The organism is Rhizobium quercicola (assembly GCF_021168455.1).
GTDB classification, from domain to species: Bacteria; Pseudomonadota; Alphaproteobacteria; order Rhizobiales; family Rhizobiaceae; genus Ferranicluibacter; species Ferranicluibacter quercicola.
This window is the reverse complement of record NZ_JAJOZR010000012.1, coordinates 53,488-70,730: the sequence shown is the minus strand read 5'-3', so window position 1 is coordinate 70,730 and position 17,243 is coordinate 53,488. Positions and strand designations below refer to the sequence as shown.

Here is a 17,243-nt window from a genome sequence, read left to right as displayed (position 1 = left end):
GTGACGTGCACCACCGTCGACGGCAGATGCAGAGGTCAGTCGCCGTTGACGAAGGCCATGTCGGCCTGGGTCAGCGGCACGTGGCGCAGCTCGCGGTTGACGAGGAAGTTTTCGGTTTCCTCCACCGTATCGGCCAGCTCGACCACCGCATCGTAGCGCGCGCGAAACGCCTCGATGATCTCGTTGACGATCACCTCGGGTGCGGAGGCGCCGGCCGAGAGGCCGACGGTGCGGATCTCGCCGAGCGTGTCCCATTCGATATCGCTGGCGCGCTGGACGAGGACGGACTGGCGGGCGCCGGAGCGGAACGCGACTTCGACCAGACGCTTGGAGTTGGACGAATTGGGCGCGCCGACGATGAGGAAGAGATCGCAGCCGGGGGCCGCCTGCTTCACGGCTTCCTGCCGGTTGGTGGTGGCATAGCAGATGCTGTCGGCCGCAGGCGCCGTGAGATTGGGGAAGCGCTCGTGCAGGCGCTTGATGACGCCGGCGGTATCGTCCACCGACAGCGTCGTCTGGGTGACGAAGCCGAGATTGTCGGGATCGGGCGGCGTGTAGGTATCGACATCGTCGATGGTTTCGACCAGCGAGACGCTGCCCTCGGGCAGCTGCCCCATGGTGCCGATGACTTCGGGGTGGCCGGCATGGCCGATGAGCACGACGTGGCGGCCCATGCGGTTGTGGCGCATGGCCTGCTTGTGGACCTTGGAGACCAGCGGGCAGGTCGCATCGAGATAGAAGAGATTGCGCTGGTCGGCGTCCGCCGGCACGGATTTCGGCACGCCATGGGCGGAAAAGACGACCGGCTGCTTGCGGTGCTCCGGCGGGATTTCGTCGAGCTCCTCCACGAAGATCGCGCCCTTCGCCTCCAGCCCTTCCACGACATAGCGATTGTGCACGATCTCGTGGCGGACATAGACGGGCGCGCCGAATTCCTTCAGCGCGAGCACCACGATCTGGATCGCGCGATCGACCCCGGCGCAGAAGCCGCGCGGGCCGCAGAGTCTAATCGTGAGCGCCGATTTCTGCGAAACGGGCTCGAACGCGGCGGGCTTTTCAGCGGGACGAAATTCCATGGGATCAGAACGCCAAGACTGTGAACAGGAGTGCGAGCATCGCCGGGCCGCCCTGCACCAGAAGAATGCGCGCACTGACCGACCACGCGCCATATATAGCGGCGATGACAACGCACACAAGAAAGAACAGCTGCAGCTGCACGGCAAAGGCAGGCGGTGACGCCAGAAGCGACCAGCCGAGGCCGGCGGCAAGAAAGCCGTTACAGAGGCCCTGATTGGCCGCGAGCACCCGTGTCGCGTCTGCCTGCTCCTGCGTCATGCGGAAGATGTGGCGGCCCTGCGGTCTGGTCCAGAGAACCATCTCCAGCACCAGAAAGCCGATGTGGAGAAGGGCCGTGAGCGCGGTGAAGATCTGGGCAAGCAGCATCATTCCGGCGTCTCCTCTTTTATAGACGCGGGGTCGGCGCGCGTCTCGGCTCTCCTGCGGAACAGGAACAGGCCGCTGACGGCCACGAGGGCCAAAGCGAGGCCATACCAGGTGAGCGCATACTGGAGATGATTGTTCGGCAGATCGAACTGGGTGACGCCGCCGACCGGCAAACGGCCGGGATCGGGGGTCGCATCGGCATCGATGAAGAAGGGCAGCGTGCGCGCCGGCGACAGGCCGGCGGCCGTGGTCATCGCCGTCCAGTCCTTCCAGTAGAAGATGTTCTTGCCCAGGTCGTTGTCCGGCACCACCCAGGACGGCTTGGCATCGAGCCGGGCGCGGGCAAGGCCGGTAACGGTGACCGGGCCCGAAGGCTGGCTCTCCGGCCGGGTCGCCGGGTCCTTGCGCTCATAGGGCACGAAGCCGCGATTGATCAGGACCGTGCGGCCGTCCGCGAGCGTTAGCGGGGTATAGACGTAGAAACCCGACTGGCCGTTATAGGTCGCGAAGAAATGACGCTCGCCGGCGTTGACGAAGACGCCGGACACGCGGACGGGGCGATATTCGATATCCGTGCCCGCCTCCACCATCGCGGCGATGGCATCGACATCCACGGGCGGGGCGTTGCGGCGCTCGGCGATGGCCGCGAGCAGCCCCTCCTTCCAGTGCAGCCGCTGCATCTGCCAGGTGCCGAGCCCCACGAGCGCCGCGAAGAGCGCGAGGAGGAGGATGCCGGAGAGGACGCGCGCGACGGGTCCGCCCCGGGGCCGCGCCCTGCCGGCCGGTCGGACCGTCTCAGCCACGGTCGATTTCGCCGGGCCGCGCATTGTTGCGATACTGCAGGTCGATCAGCACGCCCTTGAGCATGCGGGTGAGCGCCAGCGACAGCACGATGGCGAGCGGGATCCAGAGCAGGAAATGCAGCCAGAGCGGCGGGCTGTAGTTCACCTCGGCCCAGAGCGCGGCACCCACCGTGATGAACCCGATGATGAGGATGACGAAGACCACGGGACCATCGCCCGCATCGGCGAAATCATAGTCCAGCCCGCAGGCGGCGCAGCGGGGGCGCAGCGCGAGATAGCCCTGAAACAGCTTGCCCTCGCCGCAACGCGGGCAACGGCCGCGCAGACCCGCCTTGATGGGATCGACCGGCGGATAATGCGCGCTGTCTTCGGTCATGATGGTCTCTCGATCGCCTGTGTTCGGCGGCACGAGCATGGTCCCCTCGTCCCTGCCGGACGTTGTATCGGCAATGCGGGGCTTCGTCCAATCGAACATCTGCGACAAAGGCGCCGGGCGGGCGGGCGGGAGGCGGTTTCGCGGTCAGGGTCTTCCACCGTTCAGGGAGCCTTTACCCCGAGCGCCCTACAGTCCCGTCATCCATCCAGCGGAGGTTCGGCAGGTCGTGAAGCGGTTGATCAAGAGGGGCGTCATAGCCGGCGGACTGGCGGTTGCGCGCGGCCTGTCGGCAGCGGGGCTGATGCGCGGCGCGCGGGGGCGCGGGGCGATCTTCACGCTGCATCACGTGCGGCCGTTTTCGGCCGCCATGTTTTCACCGAATGCGCATCTGGAGATCACGCCGCAGTCGCTGGATGCGGCGATCGTCCGGCTGAGACGCGACGGCTACCGCTTCCTCGCGCTGGCCGATCTGCCGGCGCATCTTGCCGGCGACGACCGGAGCCCGGTCGCCGTCTTCACGCTCGACGATGCCTATCGCGACAATCTCGACCATGCCGCGCCGGTCTTTGCCCATCACGGCGTGCCGTTCACGGTGTTTGCGACGGAGGGCTTCGTGACGCGGACGCGCAGCCTCTGGTGGGAGACGCTGGCGGTGCTGCTGCAGGCCAAGCCCCGGCTGACCTTCGACTTCGGTGCCGGGCCGGAGCGCCTGCACCTCCAGACACTGCCGCAGATGCAGGCGGCGTTCACGCGCTTTGCCGATTTCGTGCATGCCGTGGACGAGGCGACGGCGGTTGCCGATATCGACCGGCTGGCCCGCGCGGAAGGGCTCGATCCGCTGTCGCTCACCGACCGGCTGACGCTGGATGCGGCGGGGCTGGGCGTGCTGGCCCGCCAGCCGGGGGCCGCAATCGGGGCGCATACGGTGAGCCACAGGGCGCTCGCGCGGCTGTCGGATGCGGAGGCGGACGACGAGATCGTGCGGTCCGTCGAGGCGGTGGCCGCCGTTACCGGCGTTCGTCCGACGACGTTTGCCTACCCGTATGGGGATGCGCGGGCCGTATCGCCCCGCGACATGCGGCTTGCCCGCCGTCACGGGCTTGTCGCCGTGACGACGCGGCCGGGCACGCTGGCGCGCGATGCCGACCTGACCGCCCTGCCCCGGATCTCGCTCAACGGCCATTTCCAGACGCCAGACCATGTCGCAGCGCTTGCCTCCGGGATTCCCTTTCGCCTGATGCGGGCCGCTTCCGCCTGATCAGGGGCCGTTACAGCATCAAGGATACATGCGCACCTTGGACCAGTCGCCGGCGGTTTCGGGCCGGCGGAATTCGATGCGGTCGTGCAGGCGGAAGGCGCCGTCCTTCCAGAACTCGATCGACACCGGGCGGATGCGGAAGCCGGACCAGTATGGCGGGCGCTTGATCTCGCCGATGGGATGGCGCGCGGTGAACTCGGCGACGGCCTTTTCCAGCGCGAAACGGCTTTCGAGCGGGCGGGACTGTTTCGACGCCCATGCGCCGATGCGGCTGCCCCGGGCGCGCGACTGGTAGTAAGCATCTGCTTCCGCATCGCTGACGATCTCGACCGTGCCGCGCAGGCGCACCTGCCGGCGCAGGCTCTTCCAGTGGAAGCACATCGCCGCCTTGTGCGTCGCGAGAATCTCGCGGCCCTTCTGGCTTTCGAAATTGGTGTAGAACACGAAACCGTCGGCGTCGAAGTCCTTCAGCAGCACCATGCGGACATTGGGCAATCCATCCGGATCGACGGTGGCGAGCGCGACGGCGTTCGGGTCGTTGATCTCGGTCTCCTGCGCCTCCTTCAACCAGGCGCCGAACAGCGTAAATGGTTCGTTTTCCTCGGTGAAGTCACCAGTTGTTAACCGGGTTTCCGTCATATTCGTTTCCAATGCAGGCTGCCGATGCTGACCTTTCATATAGGCCGCGGCGATGCCGTTTCGAGCGACCCCGTATCCACTTCCAGTCCGACAGGGTGACCGTGAAAGACATAGCAAAACGCGTCTGCGACACCAAGCTCTTCTCGCGTCTTGCGGGCGCCATGGCGCTCGGGCTCTGCGTCGTCGGGCTCTCCGGCTGCATGGGCAACGGCATCGGCCTCGGCGACGCCGCCGGCGTCGACAATGTCCGCACGGGCTCCATACCGGCCCCGCCCAGTCCGGCGATGGTCGATGCGGCCGCCGTCCAGACCGCGGTCTCCACCGCCGACGTGCGCGAGGTGGCGAGCAACCCCATTCCCTGGGCGAATGCGCAATCGGGCAGCGCCGGCGTCATCTCCAGCATTCAGGAGCAGACCGTCGGGGGGATGGTGTGTCGCCGCTTCACGACGACGCGCCACTCCTACCAGGGCATCGCCAAGTTCGACGGCAATACCTGCCGGACGGGCGACGGCGACTGGACGCTGACCAGCTTTGCCCCGCGCAGCTGAGCCTGTTGCAAACGCTCTCTTAACCCTCTGCGCACGGAAGTGCCGCATTTCGATCACGATAAACCTGTCCTTAAGGCCGTTCTTTTCATCATCGCCGTCGCACGTGCCGCTGGGACGAGGATGAACGATGAAAATGTCGATGCAGGACCCCTATGCCGTCCTCGGCGTGCGCCGCAATGCCGGCCCGGACGAGATCAAGGCCGCATGGCGCGCCGTGGCGAAGGCCGTGCATCCCGACCAGAACCGTGAAGATCCCAACGCCACCGCCCGTTTTGCCGAGGCCGGCCGCGCCTACGAGGTCCTGAAGGACCCGCAGATGCGCAACCGCTACGACCAGGCCCGCCGCGACGCCGATCTGCGCCGCATGGAGGAAATGAAGCGCCGCGCCGACCGGTCGCGCGCGCCCGAGCCGCCCGTCGGCCCCGAAACCGCGGAAGAGGCCGTGTCCCGCATCTTCGGAACGGACAATGGCAAGCCCGAGGCGACGAAAGCCGCGGCCCCGAAGCCTGCGGCGGCGCGCGCCGCCCCGCCTCCACCCAGACCCGAAGCGCCGGCCGAGGCGAAAGCTGCGGACGAGGGTGCCGACGAGACCGCCACCGAGGCGGCCGCGACGCATGCGCCCTTCGGCCCGAGCATCCTTGCCCGCGCTGCGGCACCGGCGGCCGAGATCGTCTCCAGCCTCTTCCGCCGCATCCTGCCGGCGGCACCCGAAGCCGGGGAGAAGCCTGCCGACAAGGCGCATGAGAGGACCGGCGACAAGCCTGCGGCCGAACGCGTCCCGGATCTCGTCTGCGAGGCCGTCGCGACGGTCGAGGACCTGTTCCGGCGGCGGCGCGTGACGGCGACGCTGCCCGACGGACAGGTGCTGAAGGTGACGCTGCCGGCCGGCACGACCGACGGGAGCCTCATTCGCCTGCGCGAACAGGGCTACCGGCAGGGTGCCGCACGTGGCGATGCGCTCGTCAGCATCCGTGTCGCGCGGGACGCGCATTTCCGCGTCGATGGCACGGACGTCCGCACCACCCTGTCCTTGTCGCTGCACGACGCCGTGCTCGGCTGCACGACGACGGTTGCGACCGTGACCGGACAGACCTCGCTGGTCGTGCCCCCGTGGTCGGGTCCGGACCGGCCGCTGCGCATTCCGGACCAGGGCCTGCCGATGGCCGACGGCCGGCGTGGCGCCCTGATCGTCGAGCTCAGCCTGACGCTCGGCGCGCGTCCCGACCAGAAGCTGATGGACCTCATGCGCAGCCAGCGCGACGGGCTGGTGCTCTGAGACGGTTTCGTTCGATGCGTCTTGATGGCACTCTTCCGATGTCGAGCGACGCCACCCCCCTGTCGTCATGCTCGGGACACGCCCGAGCTTGACGGAGGAGAGGGCGAACGAAGAGCCCACCTTCCGTCGTTTTCCACGCACCTTCTGCGTGAAAAACGCGTCCTTCGTGACGGAGATGCGACATTCACAGTGGACACTGACCGTTTGTTACCGGTCCTAACAGTTCCTGATCCTCCCCACGCTTGAACGCCTTGTGAGCCTATGCCATAGCGAGGCCTCGCAGACCGGACCGTTCCTCGCTTGCGAGCGGGTGCGGACGCGTTCCGGGCAGTCCATTTTCAGAGACGATTTCGGCTGGCGCCTGGCCGGTCCGATCCAAAAGGCATTCGGGGGCAGACACGATGGCGCAGACATCCGGTTTGATGAGTGGAAAGCGCGGCGTGATCATGGGCGTCGCCAACAACAGGTCGATCGCCTGGGGCATCGCCAAGGCGATCCATGCGCAGGGTGCGGAGATCGCCTTCACCTATCAGGGCGACGCCCTGAAGAAGCGTGTCGAGCCGCTGGCGGCCGAACTCGGCGGCATTCTGGCCGGCCATTGCGACGTCTCCGACGAGGCCAGCATCGACGCCGTCTTCGACCATATCGAAAAGACCTGGGGCAAGATCGACTTCGTCGTCCACGCCATCGGCTTTTCCGACAAGGACGAACTGACCGGCCGTTACGTCGATACCTCGCCCGACAACTTCGCCAAGACCATGCAGATCTCGGTCTACTCCTTCACCTCGGTCGCGCGCCGCGCGGAAAAGCTGATGACGGATGGCGGTTCGCTGCTGACCATGACCTATTACGGCGCCGAGAAGGTCATGCCGAACTACAACGTCATGGGTGTCGCCAAGGCGGCGCTCGAGGCCAGCGTGAAGTATCTCGCGGTCGATCTCGGCCCGAAGAACATCCGCGTCAACGCCATCTCCGCCGGCCCGATCAAGACGCTGGCCGCCTCCGGCATCGGCGACTTCCGCTACATCCTCAAGTGGAACGAGTACAATGCGCCGCTGCGCCGCACCGTGACGATCGAAGAGGTCGGCGATGTCGGACTCTACATGCTGTCGGACCTGTCGCGCTCGGTGACGGGCGAAGTGCACCATGCCGACAGCGGCTACCATGTCGTCGGCATGAAGGCCGTGGACGCGCCGGATATCGCCGTCGTCAAGGACTGACCTCCTCGCTTCGCACGCGCATCGCCCCGGGGCCGGCGTCATCCGGCCCGACGGGATGCGCGTCGCGCCCTCCCCCAACAGCCAGGCATTTCCCCATGTTGATCTACATGATCCGTCACGGCCAGACCGACTGGAACGCGGAAATCCGTCTCCAGGGCCAGAAGGACATTCCGCTCAACGATACGGGGCGCGACCAGGCGCGCGGCAACGGCCGGGCGCTCGCCGGCATCCTCGGCACGCAGGCCGCCACGTTCGACTATGTGGCCAGCCCGCTCGGGCGGACGCGCGAGACGATGGAGCTTCTGCGCGGCGCGATGGGGCTCGCGCCCGAGGCCTACCGCACCGACGACCGGCTGAGGGAGGTCTCCTTCGGCGACTGGGAAGGGTTCACGCTGGAAGAGCTGGAGGCGCGGGTGCCGGAGCGGGTGGCCGAGCGCGAAGCCTCGAAATGGGACTTCATTCCCCCCGGCGACGACGCGGAGAGCTACGAGATCCTCTCCTGGCGCATCGCGTCCTGGATGAAGGACGTGACCGTGCCGACCGTCTGCGTCAGCCATGGCGGCGTCATTCGCAGCGTCTTCAAGCTGCTGGGCGCGATGGCGCCCGAGGAGGCCTCGATGGGGGCCATTCCGCAGGACCGGATCTTGAAGATCGAGACCGGAACGGTCGGCTGGGTCTGAAAAGACCCGTCTTACTGAACGACTTCGAGATCGTTGATGACGCGCTTGCCGTCGACTTCCGTGTAGAACACCACGACCTTGACGCCGGCCTTCAGGCCTTCGAAATTGAACTCTTCCGGCGCCTGGTAGCTCTTCCCGTCATCCAAAGAGAGGCTGAGACGCTCGGTGTCGATGCCGGTGATCGTCGCTTCGATATCGGCACTGTCGGCGAAGGCCGCGAGCGGGGAGAAGAAACTGGCGGTCGCCATCAATGTCGCAACGACGAAACGCATCTGTGTCTCCCTCTTGGCCGAATGATTCACTGTTCGAATATGATGCAGTTTTTGGGCGCCGATTGTGGCAAAAATTCACCAACCTTGTGACAATCCGATGAGCATGTGACGGCGACGCAGGTTAGCGCAAACATGGTTAGCGAAGTCTTGACGCCGCCCCGCCCGGCCGTGCAGGGCGCCCGTCCGCCGGAAGTATAAGAGGATCTTAATCTTCCGTCACTACCCTTGGGCGAGTTCACAGTCTGGACGGACGCGGGGAAGGGTTCATATGGCGGGAGTTGGGAACGCTGTTCGCGCCAGGGCATCAATCTTGGTGCGCTTCACCCGTTCCTCCATCATTCCGTCTCTCGTGGCGACGCTGATCCTGCTCATCGCCGGGCATGTGTACCAGACGCAGAACAGCGAGAACTTCCGGGCAGCGCTGAGAAGCGACGTCCAGAGCACGCTGGGTCTCGTCGAGGCGCAGATCCAGGCGAACATCGACAGCAACACGGTCGCCCTGTCCGGCCTTGCAAACGACATCGCCATCGACGGCGACATCACCGCCTCCCGCTTCGCCGCGCTCGCCACGGCCATCATGGAGCGCAATCCCGGCATCCGCCGGATCAGCCTCGCGCCCGACGGGGTCGTCTCGCGCGTCATGCCATCCATGGAAAACAAGCGGATGGCGGGCACGCGGCTCGACCGGTTCTATTCCCAGCGCACCGCATCGCAGCGCGCGCAGGCCCATGGCCGCGCCGCCATCGGCAGCCTGCTGGTGCTGCCCGACAGCTCCCGCGGCTTCGACGTCTACATTCCCGTTTTCCTGACCCCGCACGGCATGCCTGTTCTCTGGGGCTTCGTCGAAGCGGTGATCGACGAAAGCGCCGTCTATCTCGGCGCGAACCTGACGACCGTGGCCGGACGCGGTGCGGTGGCGGCCGGACGCAGCACGCCGGTCACGCTCGGCATTCGCGATGTTTCCGACCCCGCCAATATCGGCGACGCCTTTTTCGGCACCAATGCGACGTTCCACACGGGGCCGGTGCTGCAGGATGTCGTTCTGCCCGGAGGCACCTGGCAGCTCGCCGGCGTGCCCGTCGGCGGCTTCGACCGGCGGCCCGACAATCAGGAGCAGATCGGCCTGATGATTCTGGCCTGTGCCATGATCGTCATCGTTCCGATCGTGCTGACCTTCGGGCTGATGGGCGAACGCCGGCGCGCCGTGACCGCGCTCGACCGCCGCAACCAGGAGTTTCTGGCCATGTCGCAGCGGCTCAATCTGGCGCTCGAATGTTCGAGCTTCGGCGTGTGGGAGATCGACCTGGAGACGCGGCTGCGGACCTGGGACGACCGGATGTACAGCCTTCACGGCCTCGTCTCGCGCAACGGCGCGCCGGGCCCCACCTGCTGGAAGGCCAATATTCATCCCGACGACCTGCCGCACGCCGAAGAGGTGCTGAACAATACGGTGATGTTTCTCGAGCCGTACCAGACGGACTATCGCGTCGTCCTGCCGAGCGGAACGCGCCATATCCGCCACATCGGCGCCGTGAACATGGGCTCCGACCGCCGCAAGACGGTGACCGGGCTGAGCTGGGACATTACCGAGGACGTGCGCCTGACGACCGCGATGATGGAGGCCAAGGCCTTTGCCGAGGCGCAGACGGCGAAACTGGCCGCGGCCAAGGACCGGATCGAGCACAATGCGCTTCACGACCCGCTGACCGAGCTCGGCAACCGGCGCATGCTCGATGCCGCGCTCGCCGCCCTTCTCGATCGCGATCCCGAGCGCGCCACCGACGTGGCCGTGCTGCATCTCGATCTCGACCGCTTCAAGCAGATCAACGACACGCTCGGCCATGCCGCCGGCGACGCCATGCTGGTGCACGCCTCGCAGGTGCTCAAGACGGAAGCCGGACCGGGCGATCTGGTCGCGCGCATCGGCGGCGACGAATTCGTCGTTCTCGTGCCCAATCCCGTTCCCGGGCAGCTGGAAGCGCTCTCCGAGCGGATCATCGCCCGGATGCGCCAGCCCGTCGATTACCACGGATATTCCTGTCGCTTCGGCGTCAGCGTCGGCATTGCCGTCGGCCGCGGCGCCGACGCCGATCTCCGCCGCCTGCTGGTCAATGCCGATATCGCGCTCTACCGCGCCAAGGAGAAGGGCCGCAACCGCTACGAATTCTTCAGCGAGGCGCTGCAGTCGGAGATCGTCAACAGCAAGCGCATCGGCGACGAGATTCTCGAGGGCATCGAGCGCGGCGAATTCACGGCCTGGTACCAGCCGCAGTTCGATGCGGAAACGCTGACGCTGTGCGGGGTCGAGGCGTTGATCCGCTGGAACCACCCGCGCGACGGCGTGCTGACGCCCGACCGCTTCCTGTCGATCGCCGAGGACCTGAACGTCGTGGCGACGCTCGACCAGATCGTCATGGAGCGCGCGCTGATCGACCTGATGCACTGGACGGCCGCCGGCCTCAACATCCCGCGCATCTCGGTCAACGTGTCGGCGCGGCGGCTGCGGGACGAGACGTTGCTCGACTCGCTCTCCGGCCTGGCCTTCACGCCCGGACAGCTTTGCTTCGAGCTCGTGGAGGCGATCTTTCTGGATGGCGACGACGAGATCATCACGGCCAACATCGCCGGCATCGTGGCGCTCGGCATCGATATCGAGCTCGACGATTTCGGTACCGGCCACACCTCGATCGTCAGTCTCCTGAAGATCAAGCCGAAGCGGCTGAAGATCGACCGGCAGCTGGTCTCCCCCATCACCCACGCGCCGCGCGAACAGGCGCTGGTGCGGGCGATCATCGAAATCGGCCGGTCGCTCGGCATCGGGACGGTGGCGGAAGGCGTGGAGACGCTGGCGCATGCCGAGATGCTCGCCGTGCTGGGTTGCGACATCCTGCAGGGTTACGCCTTCTCCAAGCCTCTGCCGGCCGACCAGCTCGCCGATCTCGCGGCGGCGGAGTGGCAGCTCGCCTCGTGAACCGCCGTGCGGGTGCGGCCCCTTGTTTTTCTGCGCAAAGCGTTTCCGCCTCGCGACTTATGCAGTAAGAGTGTCCGCCAAAGAACGGGTGCCGCCAGGAAAGGCCGCCCGAAGCAGACAATGGTTGCCGCAGCATGTCGCATAATACATTTGGTCATCTTTTTCGCGTCACGACATGGGGCGAAAGCCACGGCACCGCGCTCGGCTGCGTCGTGGACGGCTGCCCTCCGGGCATCCGCTTCACCCTGCCCGAGCTTCAGGCCTGGATGGACAAGCGCAAGCCGGGCCAGTCGCGCTTCGTCACGCAACGGCGCGAGGACGATCTGGTGCGCGTGCTCTCCGGTGTGATGCCGGATGCGGACGGCGAGACGCTGATCACCACGGGCACGCCGATCTCCATGCTGATCGAGAACACCGACCAGCGCTCCAAGGACTATGGCGAGATCGCCCGGCGCTACCGCCCGGGCCATGCCGACTACACCTACGACCTGAAATACGGCATTCGCGACTATCGCGGCGGCGGGCGCTCCTCCGCCCGCGAGACGGCCGCAAGGGTGGCCGCCGGCGGGCTGGCGCGGCGCGTGGTGCCGGGCCTCACCGTGCGGGCCGCGCTGGTGCAGATCGGCCAGCACAAAATCGACCGGGCGAACTGGGACTGGTCGGAGGTGGGCAACAATCCGTTCTTCGCGCCGGACCCGGCCATCGTGCCGGTCTGGGAAGACTACCTCGACGGCATTCGCAAGGCCGGCTCCTCGGTCGGCGCCATCATCGAAGTCGTGGCGGAGGGCGTGCCGGCCGGCATCGGCGCGCCGATCTATGCCAAGCTCGATCAGGACATCGCCTCCAACCTGATGTCGATCAATGCGGTGAAGGGTGTTGAAATCGGCAACGGCTTTGCCGCCGCCGGCATCACCGGCGAGGAAAATGCCGACGAGATGCGGATCGGCCCGGACGGCAAGCCGGTGTTTCTCTCCAACCATGCCGGTGGCATTCTCGGTGGCATCGCGACCGGAGAGCCCGTCGTCGCGCGGTTCGCCATCAAGCCGACGTCCTCGATCCTGACCGAGCGCCGCTCCATCGACGCGGACGGGCAGGAGGTGGACGTGCGCACCAAGGGCCGCCACGACCCCTGCGTCGGTATCCGCGCCGTGCCGATCGGCGAAGCCATGGTCGCCTGCGCCATCGCCGACCATTACCTGCGCGACCGCGGCCAGACCGGTCGCCTCGATTAGTCAAACGGTCGGGCCAGCCGACAAGACCCTGCGGCCCGAGCGGCCGTGCCAAACGAGAGGATCCCATCCATGTCCTTCGACCAGACGCGCGTCGTCGATGCCATCCGGGCCTTTGAGGCCGGCGAAATCGTCGTCGTCACCGACGATGACGGCCGGGAGAACGAGGGCGATCTGATCGTCGCCGCCGTTCACTGCACCGCCGAGAAGATGGCCTTCATCGTGCGCCACACCTCCGGCATCGTCTGCGCGCCCATGCCCAAGGAAGAGGCCAAGCGGCTGAACCTCAACGCCATGGTGGCCGACAACGACAGCGCCCACACCACCGCCTTCACCGTCAGCGTCGACTTCAAGCACGGCACGACGACCGGCATTTCCGCCGACGACCGGACGCTGACCGTGCGCAATCTCGCCAATCCCAATGCCGGTGCCGCCGATTTCGTCCGGCCGGGCCATATCTTCCCGCTGGTGTCGCGCGAGGGCGGGGTGCTGATGCGCTCCGGCCATACGGAAGCGGCCGTCGATCTCTGCAAGCTTGCCAGCCTGCCGCTGATCGGCGTGATTTCCGAACTCGTCAACGACAATGGCACGGTCATGCGCGGGCCGGAGGTTGCGGCCTTTGCGGACGCGCACGGCCTGAAGCAGCTCTCCGTCGCCGACCTCATCGCCTATCGCCAGCGCAAGGAAACGCTGATCGACCGCGGCGATGTCTTCGACATCGAGACGCCGTTCGGCATGGCCAAGGGCCACGCCTTTTCCCTGCCCTGGGACCCGATGCAGCACCTCGCCGTCGTCTTCGGCGATATCCGCGACGGCGTCGATATTCCCGTCCGGCTGCATCTGGAGAACGTCGGCGCCGACGTCTTCGGCAAGCAGGGCCAGCTCGACCACATTCTCCAGCGCATCTCCGACTACGGCCGCGGCGTCGTCGTCTATCTGCGCGAAGGCTCCGTCGGCGTCGGCGCCTCGCAGACCGCGCGCAAGAGCCTGCAGGACCGCGAGGGCCACAGCGAGGCCCAGGCCCGCGACAGCGAATGGCTCGAAATCGGCCTCGGCGCCCAGATCCTGAAAGACCTCGGCATCTCCTCGATCAAGCTCCTCTCCACCCGCGAACGGCACTATGTCGGGCTGGAAGGGTTCGGCATCGCGATTTCGGAGACGGTGATTTTGTGAGGACCGGCTTCGCCTTATCGTCAGACGGTGCCTTCTTCACTCTTGGCGGCATCGAGAAGAGTTGGCAGGGCTTCGATCAGTGTCGGCACGCTTTGGTCGAGCGTCGCCCAGATCGTAGCGAGGTTGAGCGTGGCATGCGCGTGAGCGATACGGTTGCGCATGCCCTTCATGCTCCGCCAGGGGATCTCAGGGAAGCGACTGGTGAACGATGGATCGTTCCTGAGAATACGCGCTGAAGATTCGCCGACGATCATCAGGTTGAACAGCACGGCCTGGTGGGTTTTCTTGTCGGCAAGGAATTGGGCATGGTCGATGCCGATACAGTATTCCAGAGCTTGTCGACCCGCCTCCTGCATCGTCAGGAGATGATTAAGGGCACTGAATGCCCTCATACCGGGCGCGCTTCGTTCAGCACTTTCGTTCGCAGATATTCGGGCACATCGCCCGGCGTCAGCACGTAGACCTGCGTCCCGAACAATTCCTCCAGCTCGACCTGAAGTCCGCCGAGGTCGAGGAGCGTGGTGCCGGGGCGATCGTCGACGAGGAATTCGATTTCGTCGCCTTCCGCCTCGCCGTTCTCTCCCGCAGCACCGACGATTCGGGGGTTGGACAGGTGGAAACGGCGCACGAGCGCGTGAATGGCTTCGCGGTGTGTCTCGACGGCGGCAGACGGCTTCATGTTCGATCCTCGGCGTGGGCTTCATCATACGCTGACGGCGATATCGTACAACAGATATCGCTGACATAAAACATCCCTACCCTCTCGCCCCCTCCAGCCACACCACCTGCTCGACCCCAGCAAACCGGGCGATGCGGGCGAGTTCGGCGTCGAGGCGGGTGGCGCGGCCGGTCGAGGGGCGCAGGCCGGGTTCCCACCAGAGGCGCTTGACCTCCAGAAGGCCCGCCTTTCGGTTGGCCTTCATGTCGATGCGGCCGACGAGACGGTCGCCTTCCAGAAGCGGGAAGACGTAGTAGCCGTACTGGCGCTTCGGCTCCGGAACGAAGATCTCGATGCGATAGGTGAAGCCGAACAGGCGCTCGGTACGGGCGCGATCGCGCAGCAGCGGATCGAACGGGCTGAGGACGCGCAGGCGGGCCGGCGGGTCTTCGAGGTCCCCCAGCGGGCCGGGAAATCCGGCAAGCGCATGGGCAGCGCGCGGGCGGCTGCCGTCGGCGGGCTCGATGACCACGGATTGCAGCTCGTGCGCGTGGGACAGCACCCATTGCCGCGCGTCTTCCGGCGTGATCAGCGCGAAGAAGGCGGCGAGTTCGCCGTGCGTGGCGAAACCGAGACGATCGAGCGCCGCCCGGCAGCACCAGTCGATGAAGGCCTCGCGGTCCACCTCGCCTAATCGATAGGCCTCGGGGATCACGCGCTCGGTCAGGTCGTAGATCTTCTGGAAGCTGTCGCGGCCGGCGATCGCCAGTCTGCCGGTGCGCCAGAGATATTCGAGAGCGGTCTTGGAGGGATGCCAGTTCCACCAGCCGCCGGAGGTGCGGTCCTCGTATTTGAAGTCGCGCGCGAGCACGCGTCCGGTCTCGGTGATCTGCGTCAGCGTGTCGTCGAACACATCCTCGAACCCCGCCTCCCGCCATTTTCGCCAGCGCTCCACCAGCGTCTCGCTCTCGCGGGCGAAGCGGTGCTTCCAGTAGACGAAGAAGGCGCTGGGGATGATCGAGGCGTCATGCGTCCAGTGCTCGAACAGCGCGCCGTCCTTCTCCAGAAGGGCTGTCAGGTGCTCCGGCCTGTAGGTCTGGTTGCGGGCGTGGAGGATCATATGATGGGCGCGCTCCACCGTGGAGATGCTGTCCACCTGCACGAAGCCGATCTTCGTGATGAGCGCGAGCAGGCCGGCCTTCGTCAGCGCCCGGTTGGGCGGCGATGCCAGCCCTTGGGCGTTGAGGAAGATGCGGCGGGCATCGCGGTTGGATACGAGAATCGTCATGGGTTTGATCATGCTTTGTTCTGACGAAGAATCAACTGCCGCTTTGCCTTTTGCCCGCGTTCGCCTATGAACCGGCGATCCACCGACACATCCGAGGAGACGGGATGGAGATCCGCTTTGTCGATTGCGGCATTCGTTATGGCGAGACCGTCGCGCTGCAGCCGCTCGACCTTGATCTGGCCGAGCGGCGGATCGGGGTGATCGGGCTGAACGGGTCGGGCAAGACGACCTTTGCGCGGGCCATCAACGGCCTCGTCAAGCCGAGCCAGGGCCGGGTGACGGTGAACGGGCGCGATACGGTCGCGGATGGCGCGGAAGTTCTCGGCAGGGTCGGCTTCATCTTCCAGAACCCGCAGAACCAGCTGATCCTGCCGATCGTCGCCGACGATATCGCGCTCGGCCTGAAGAGCCGGGGCGTCGGGAAAGCGGACGTCGCGGCGCGGGTCGAGGCCATTCTCGCCCGGTTCGGCATCGAGCATCTCGCGCGGCGGCGGGTGCATGCGCTGTCGGGCGGCGAGACGCAGCTGGTGGCCATGGCGAGCGTTCTGGTGACCGAGCCCGACATCCTGATCCTCGACGAGCCGACCAACCAGCTGGACCTCAGGAACCGCAAGCGCGTGGTCGACACGCTGGCGGGCCTTGACGAGGCGGCCATCGTCGTCAGCCATGACCTGTCGCTGATCGAGAGCTTCGAGCGCGTGCTTCTGTTCCACGAAGGCCGCCTGATCGCCGACGGCATACCGGGCGATGTCGTAAAGGCCTATGAGGCGGTGGCACTGTCATGAAAAGCCTGCATGTCGAGGGCACGACGCCGCTTCACCGCCTGTCGGTCCGCACCAAGCTGGCAGGACTGTTCCTTGCCAGCCTCGCGGTGTTCCTGACCGGTCATCCCGTCGTTCTCGGCGGGGCCGTGCTGGTGGCAGCGCTCGTCTTCGCCACGGTGGGCGTGTCGTTTTCCGATGCCGTGTCGCGTCTTGCCTGGCCGCTCGTCTCCATCGGGCTGGTCGCCATCGCCACGGCCGTCTTCGAAACGCCGGTTCACGGCCTCGTCGTGCTCTTCCGCTTCGCCACGCTCATTCTGCTGGCCGCCGCCGTCACCGCCTCGACGGAGGTGGGCGACTTCATGGAGGAGATCACCCGGCTGATGATGCCCTTCGAGCGGCTGGGGCTGGTGAACGCCGCCGATGTCGGGCTGGCGCTGGGCCTGGTGCTGCGCTTCGTGCCGGAGATCTCGACGCGGTACGAGAGCCTGCGGGAAGCGCATGCGGCGCGGGGCCTGCCCGTGCGCCCGCTCAAGATGCTGGCGTCGTTGATCATTCTCACGCTGAAAGATGCCGACATGATCGCCATGGCCATTGACGCACGCGGCCTGCGGCGTCACTAATCGGGCTTTAACAGCAACCCGTGAA

At 66.2% G+C, this 17,243-nt stretch carries 19 protein-coding genes; 10 read left to right on the top strand and 9 right to left on the bottom strand.

The features are described 5' to 3' along the window. Nucleotides 1–35: 35 nt before the first annotated feature. Genes ispH through LRX75_RS18050 form a run of 4 tightly spaced genes read right to left on the bottom strand, consistent with a single transcriptional unit; the run spans nt 36 to nt 2,622 of the window. Nucleotides 36–1,076 carry a 4-hydroxy-3-methylbut-2-enyl diphosphate reductase gene (ispH, locus tag LRX75_RS18065; RefSeq protein WP_231816067.1) on the bottom strand — a complete coding sequence of 347 codons (1,041 nt, stop codon included), beginning with the start codon at nt 1,074–1,076 and terminating at the stop codon, nt 36–38. A gap of 4 nt (nt 1,077–1,080) precedes the next feature. Then, a complete protein-coding gene (locus tag LRX75_RS18060; protein ID WP_231816066.1) occupies nt 1,081–1,446 on the bottom strand; it encodes a DUF1304 domain-containing protein in 366 nt (121 codons plus the stop codon). Next, entirely contained in the window at nt 1,443–2,270 is an 828-nt protein-coding gene (locus tag LRX75_RS18055; protein ID WP_231816065.1) for an SURF1 family protein, read from the bottom strand. The genes LRX75_RS18060 and LRX75_RS18055 overlap by 4 nt, the downstream gene beginning before the upstream one ends. Further along, nucleotides 2,239–2,622, bottom strand: a complete 384-nt coding sequence (locus tag LRX75_RS18050; RefSeq protein ID WP_092987417.1) for a DUF983 domain-containing protein — start codon at nt 2,620–2,622, stop codon at nt 2,239–2,241. The genes LRX75_RS18055 and LRX75_RS18050 overlap by 32 nt, the downstream gene beginning before the upstream one ends. 226 nt (nt 2,623–2,848) lie before the next feature. Here LRX75_RS18050 and LRX75_RS18045 point away from each other — a divergent pair, with 226 nt between their 5' ends. Beyond that, nucleotides 2,849–3,880, top strand: a complete 1,032-nt coding sequence (locus LRX75_RS18045) for a polysaccharide deacetylase family protein (RefSeq protein ID WP_231816064.1) — start codon at nt 2,849–2,851, stop codon at nt 3,878–3,880. Nucleotides 3,881–3,898: 18 nt separating this feature from the next. Here the strand turns inward: LRX75_RS18045 and pdxH are convergent, their stop codons facing one another. Then, nucleotides 3,899–4,519, bottom strand: coding sequence for a pyridoxamine 5'-phosphate oxidase (pdxH, locus tag LRX75_RS18040; RefSeq protein WP_113151781.1), 621 nt, complete (start codon nt 4,517–4,519; stop codon nt 3,899–3,901). 101 nt (nt 4,520–4,620) lie between these two features. Between pdxH and LRX75_RS18035 the strand changes: the two genes are divergently transcribed. From LRX75_RS18035 to LRX75_RS18020, 4 genes are all read left to right on the top strand, one after another. Continuing rightward, entirely contained in the window at nt 4,621–5,067 is a 447-nt protein-coding gene (locus tag LRX75_RS18035; protein ID WP_231816063.1) for an RT0821/Lpp0805 family surface protein, read from the top strand. A gap of 127 nt (nt 5,068–5,194) precedes the next feature. After that, nucleotides 5,195–6,343, top strand: coding sequence for a DnaJ C-terminal domain-containing protein (locus LRX75_RS18030; protein ID WP_231816062.1), 1,149 nt, complete (start codon nt 5,195–5,197; stop codon nt 6,341–6,343). Nucleotides 6,344–6,744: 401 nt separating this feature from the next. Then, nucleotides 6,745–7,563 (top strand): enoyl-ACP reductase FabI, encoded by an 819-nt coding sequence (gene fabI / locus LRX75_RS18025; RefSeq protein ID WP_113151783.1) that lies wholly within the window; start codon nt 6,745–6,747, stop codon nt 7,561–7,563. A 95-nt stretch (nt 7,564–7,658) separates the two neighbouring features. After that, nucleotides 7,659–8,243 (top strand): histidine phosphatase family protein, encoded by a 585-nt coding sequence (locus LRX75_RS18020; protein WP_231816061.1) that lies wholly within the window; start codon nt 7,659–7,661, stop codon nt 8,241–8,243. Between the two features lie 11 nt (nt 8,244–8,254). Here LRX75_RS18020 and LRX75_RS18015 read toward each other — a convergent pair whose 3' ends face one another. Beyond that, complete coding sequence (locus LRX75_RS18015; RefSeq protein WP_110726688.1) at nt 8,255–8,515, bottom strand: DUF1344 domain-containing protein; 261 nt, start codon at nt 8,513–8,515, stop codon at nt 8,255–8,257. Nucleotides 8,516–8,828: 313 nt separating this feature from the next. Here LRX75_RS18015 and LRX75_RS18010 point away from each other — a divergent pair, with 313 nt between their 5' ends. The 3 genes from LRX75_RS18010 to ribB all read left to right on the top strand — a co-directional run bounded on the left by LRX75_RS18010 (nt 8,829) and on the right by ribB (nt 13,888). Then, on the top strand, nt 8,829–11,486 hold the full coding sequence (locus LRX75_RS18010) for a bifunctional diguanylate cyclase/phosphodiesterase (RefSeq protein ID WP_231816153.1): 2,658 nt from the start codon (nt 8,829–8,831) through the stop codon (nt 11,484–11,486). A 134-nt stretch (nt 11,487–11,620) separates the two neighbouring features. After that, nucleotides 11,621–12,718, top strand: coding sequence for a chorismate synthase (gene aroC / locus LRX75_RS18005; protein ID WP_231816060.1), 1,098 nt, complete (start codon nt 11,621–11,623; stop codon nt 12,716–12,718). A gap of 69 nt (nt 12,719–12,787) precedes the next feature. Continuing rightward, on the top strand, nt 12,788–13,888 hold the full coding sequence (ribB, locus tag LRX75_RS18000) for a 3,4-dihydroxy-2-butanone-4-phosphate synthase (protein ID WP_231816059.1): 1,101 nt from the start codon (nt 12,788–12,790) through the stop codon (nt 13,886–13,888). A 20-nt stretch (nt 13,889–13,908) separates the two neighbouring features. On the opposite strand, the gene LRX75_RS17995 is transcribed toward ribB, so the two are convergent. The 3 genes from LRX75_RS17995 to LRX75_RS17985 all read right to left on the bottom strand — a co-directional run bounded on the left by LRX75_RS17995 (nt 13,909) and on the right by LRX75_RS17985 (nt 15,834). Next, nucleotides 13,909–14,280 carry a HepT-like ribonuclease domain-containing protein gene (locus LRX75_RS17995; RefSeq protein WP_231816058.1) on the bottom strand — a complete coding sequence of 124 codons (372 nt, stop codon included), beginning with the start codon at nt 14,278–14,280 and terminating at the stop codon, nt 13,909–13,911. Further along, entirely contained in the window at nt 14,277–14,567 is a 291-nt protein-coding gene (locus LRX75_RS17990; RefSeq protein WP_231816057.1) for a nucleotidyltransferase family protein, read from the bottom strand. Before LRX75_RS17990 ends, LRX75_RS17995 begins: the two co-directional genes overlap by 4 nt. Nucleotides 14,568–14,643: 76 nt before the next feature. After that, nucleotides 14,644–15,834, bottom strand: a complete 1,191-nt coding sequence (locus LRX75_RS17985; RefSeq protein ID WP_231816056.1) for a winged helix-turn-helix domain-containing protein — start codon at nt 15,832–15,834, stop codon at nt 14,644–14,646. A gap of 104 nt (nt 15,835–15,938) precedes the next feature. On the opposite strand from LRX75_RS17985, the gene LRX75_RS17980 reads away from it, so the two are divergent. Both LRX75_RS17980 and LRX75_RS17975 read left to right on the top strand, forming a co-directional pair. After that, nucleotides 15,939–16,619, top strand: coding sequence for an energy-coupling factor ABC transporter ATP-binding protein (locus tag LRX75_RS17980; RefSeq protein WP_231816055.1), 681 nt, complete (start codon nt 15,939–15,941; stop codon nt 16,617–16,619). Beyond that, nucleotides 16,616–17,218, top strand: coding sequence for an energy-coupling factor transporter transmembrane component T family protein (locus LRX75_RS17975; RefSeq protein ID WP_231816054.1), 603 nt, complete (start codon nt 16,616–16,618; stop codon nt 17,216–17,218). The genes LRX75_RS17980 and LRX75_RS17975 overlap by 4 nt, the downstream gene beginning before the upstream one ends. The last annotated feature ends 25 nt before the right edge of the window (nt 17,219–17,243 follow it).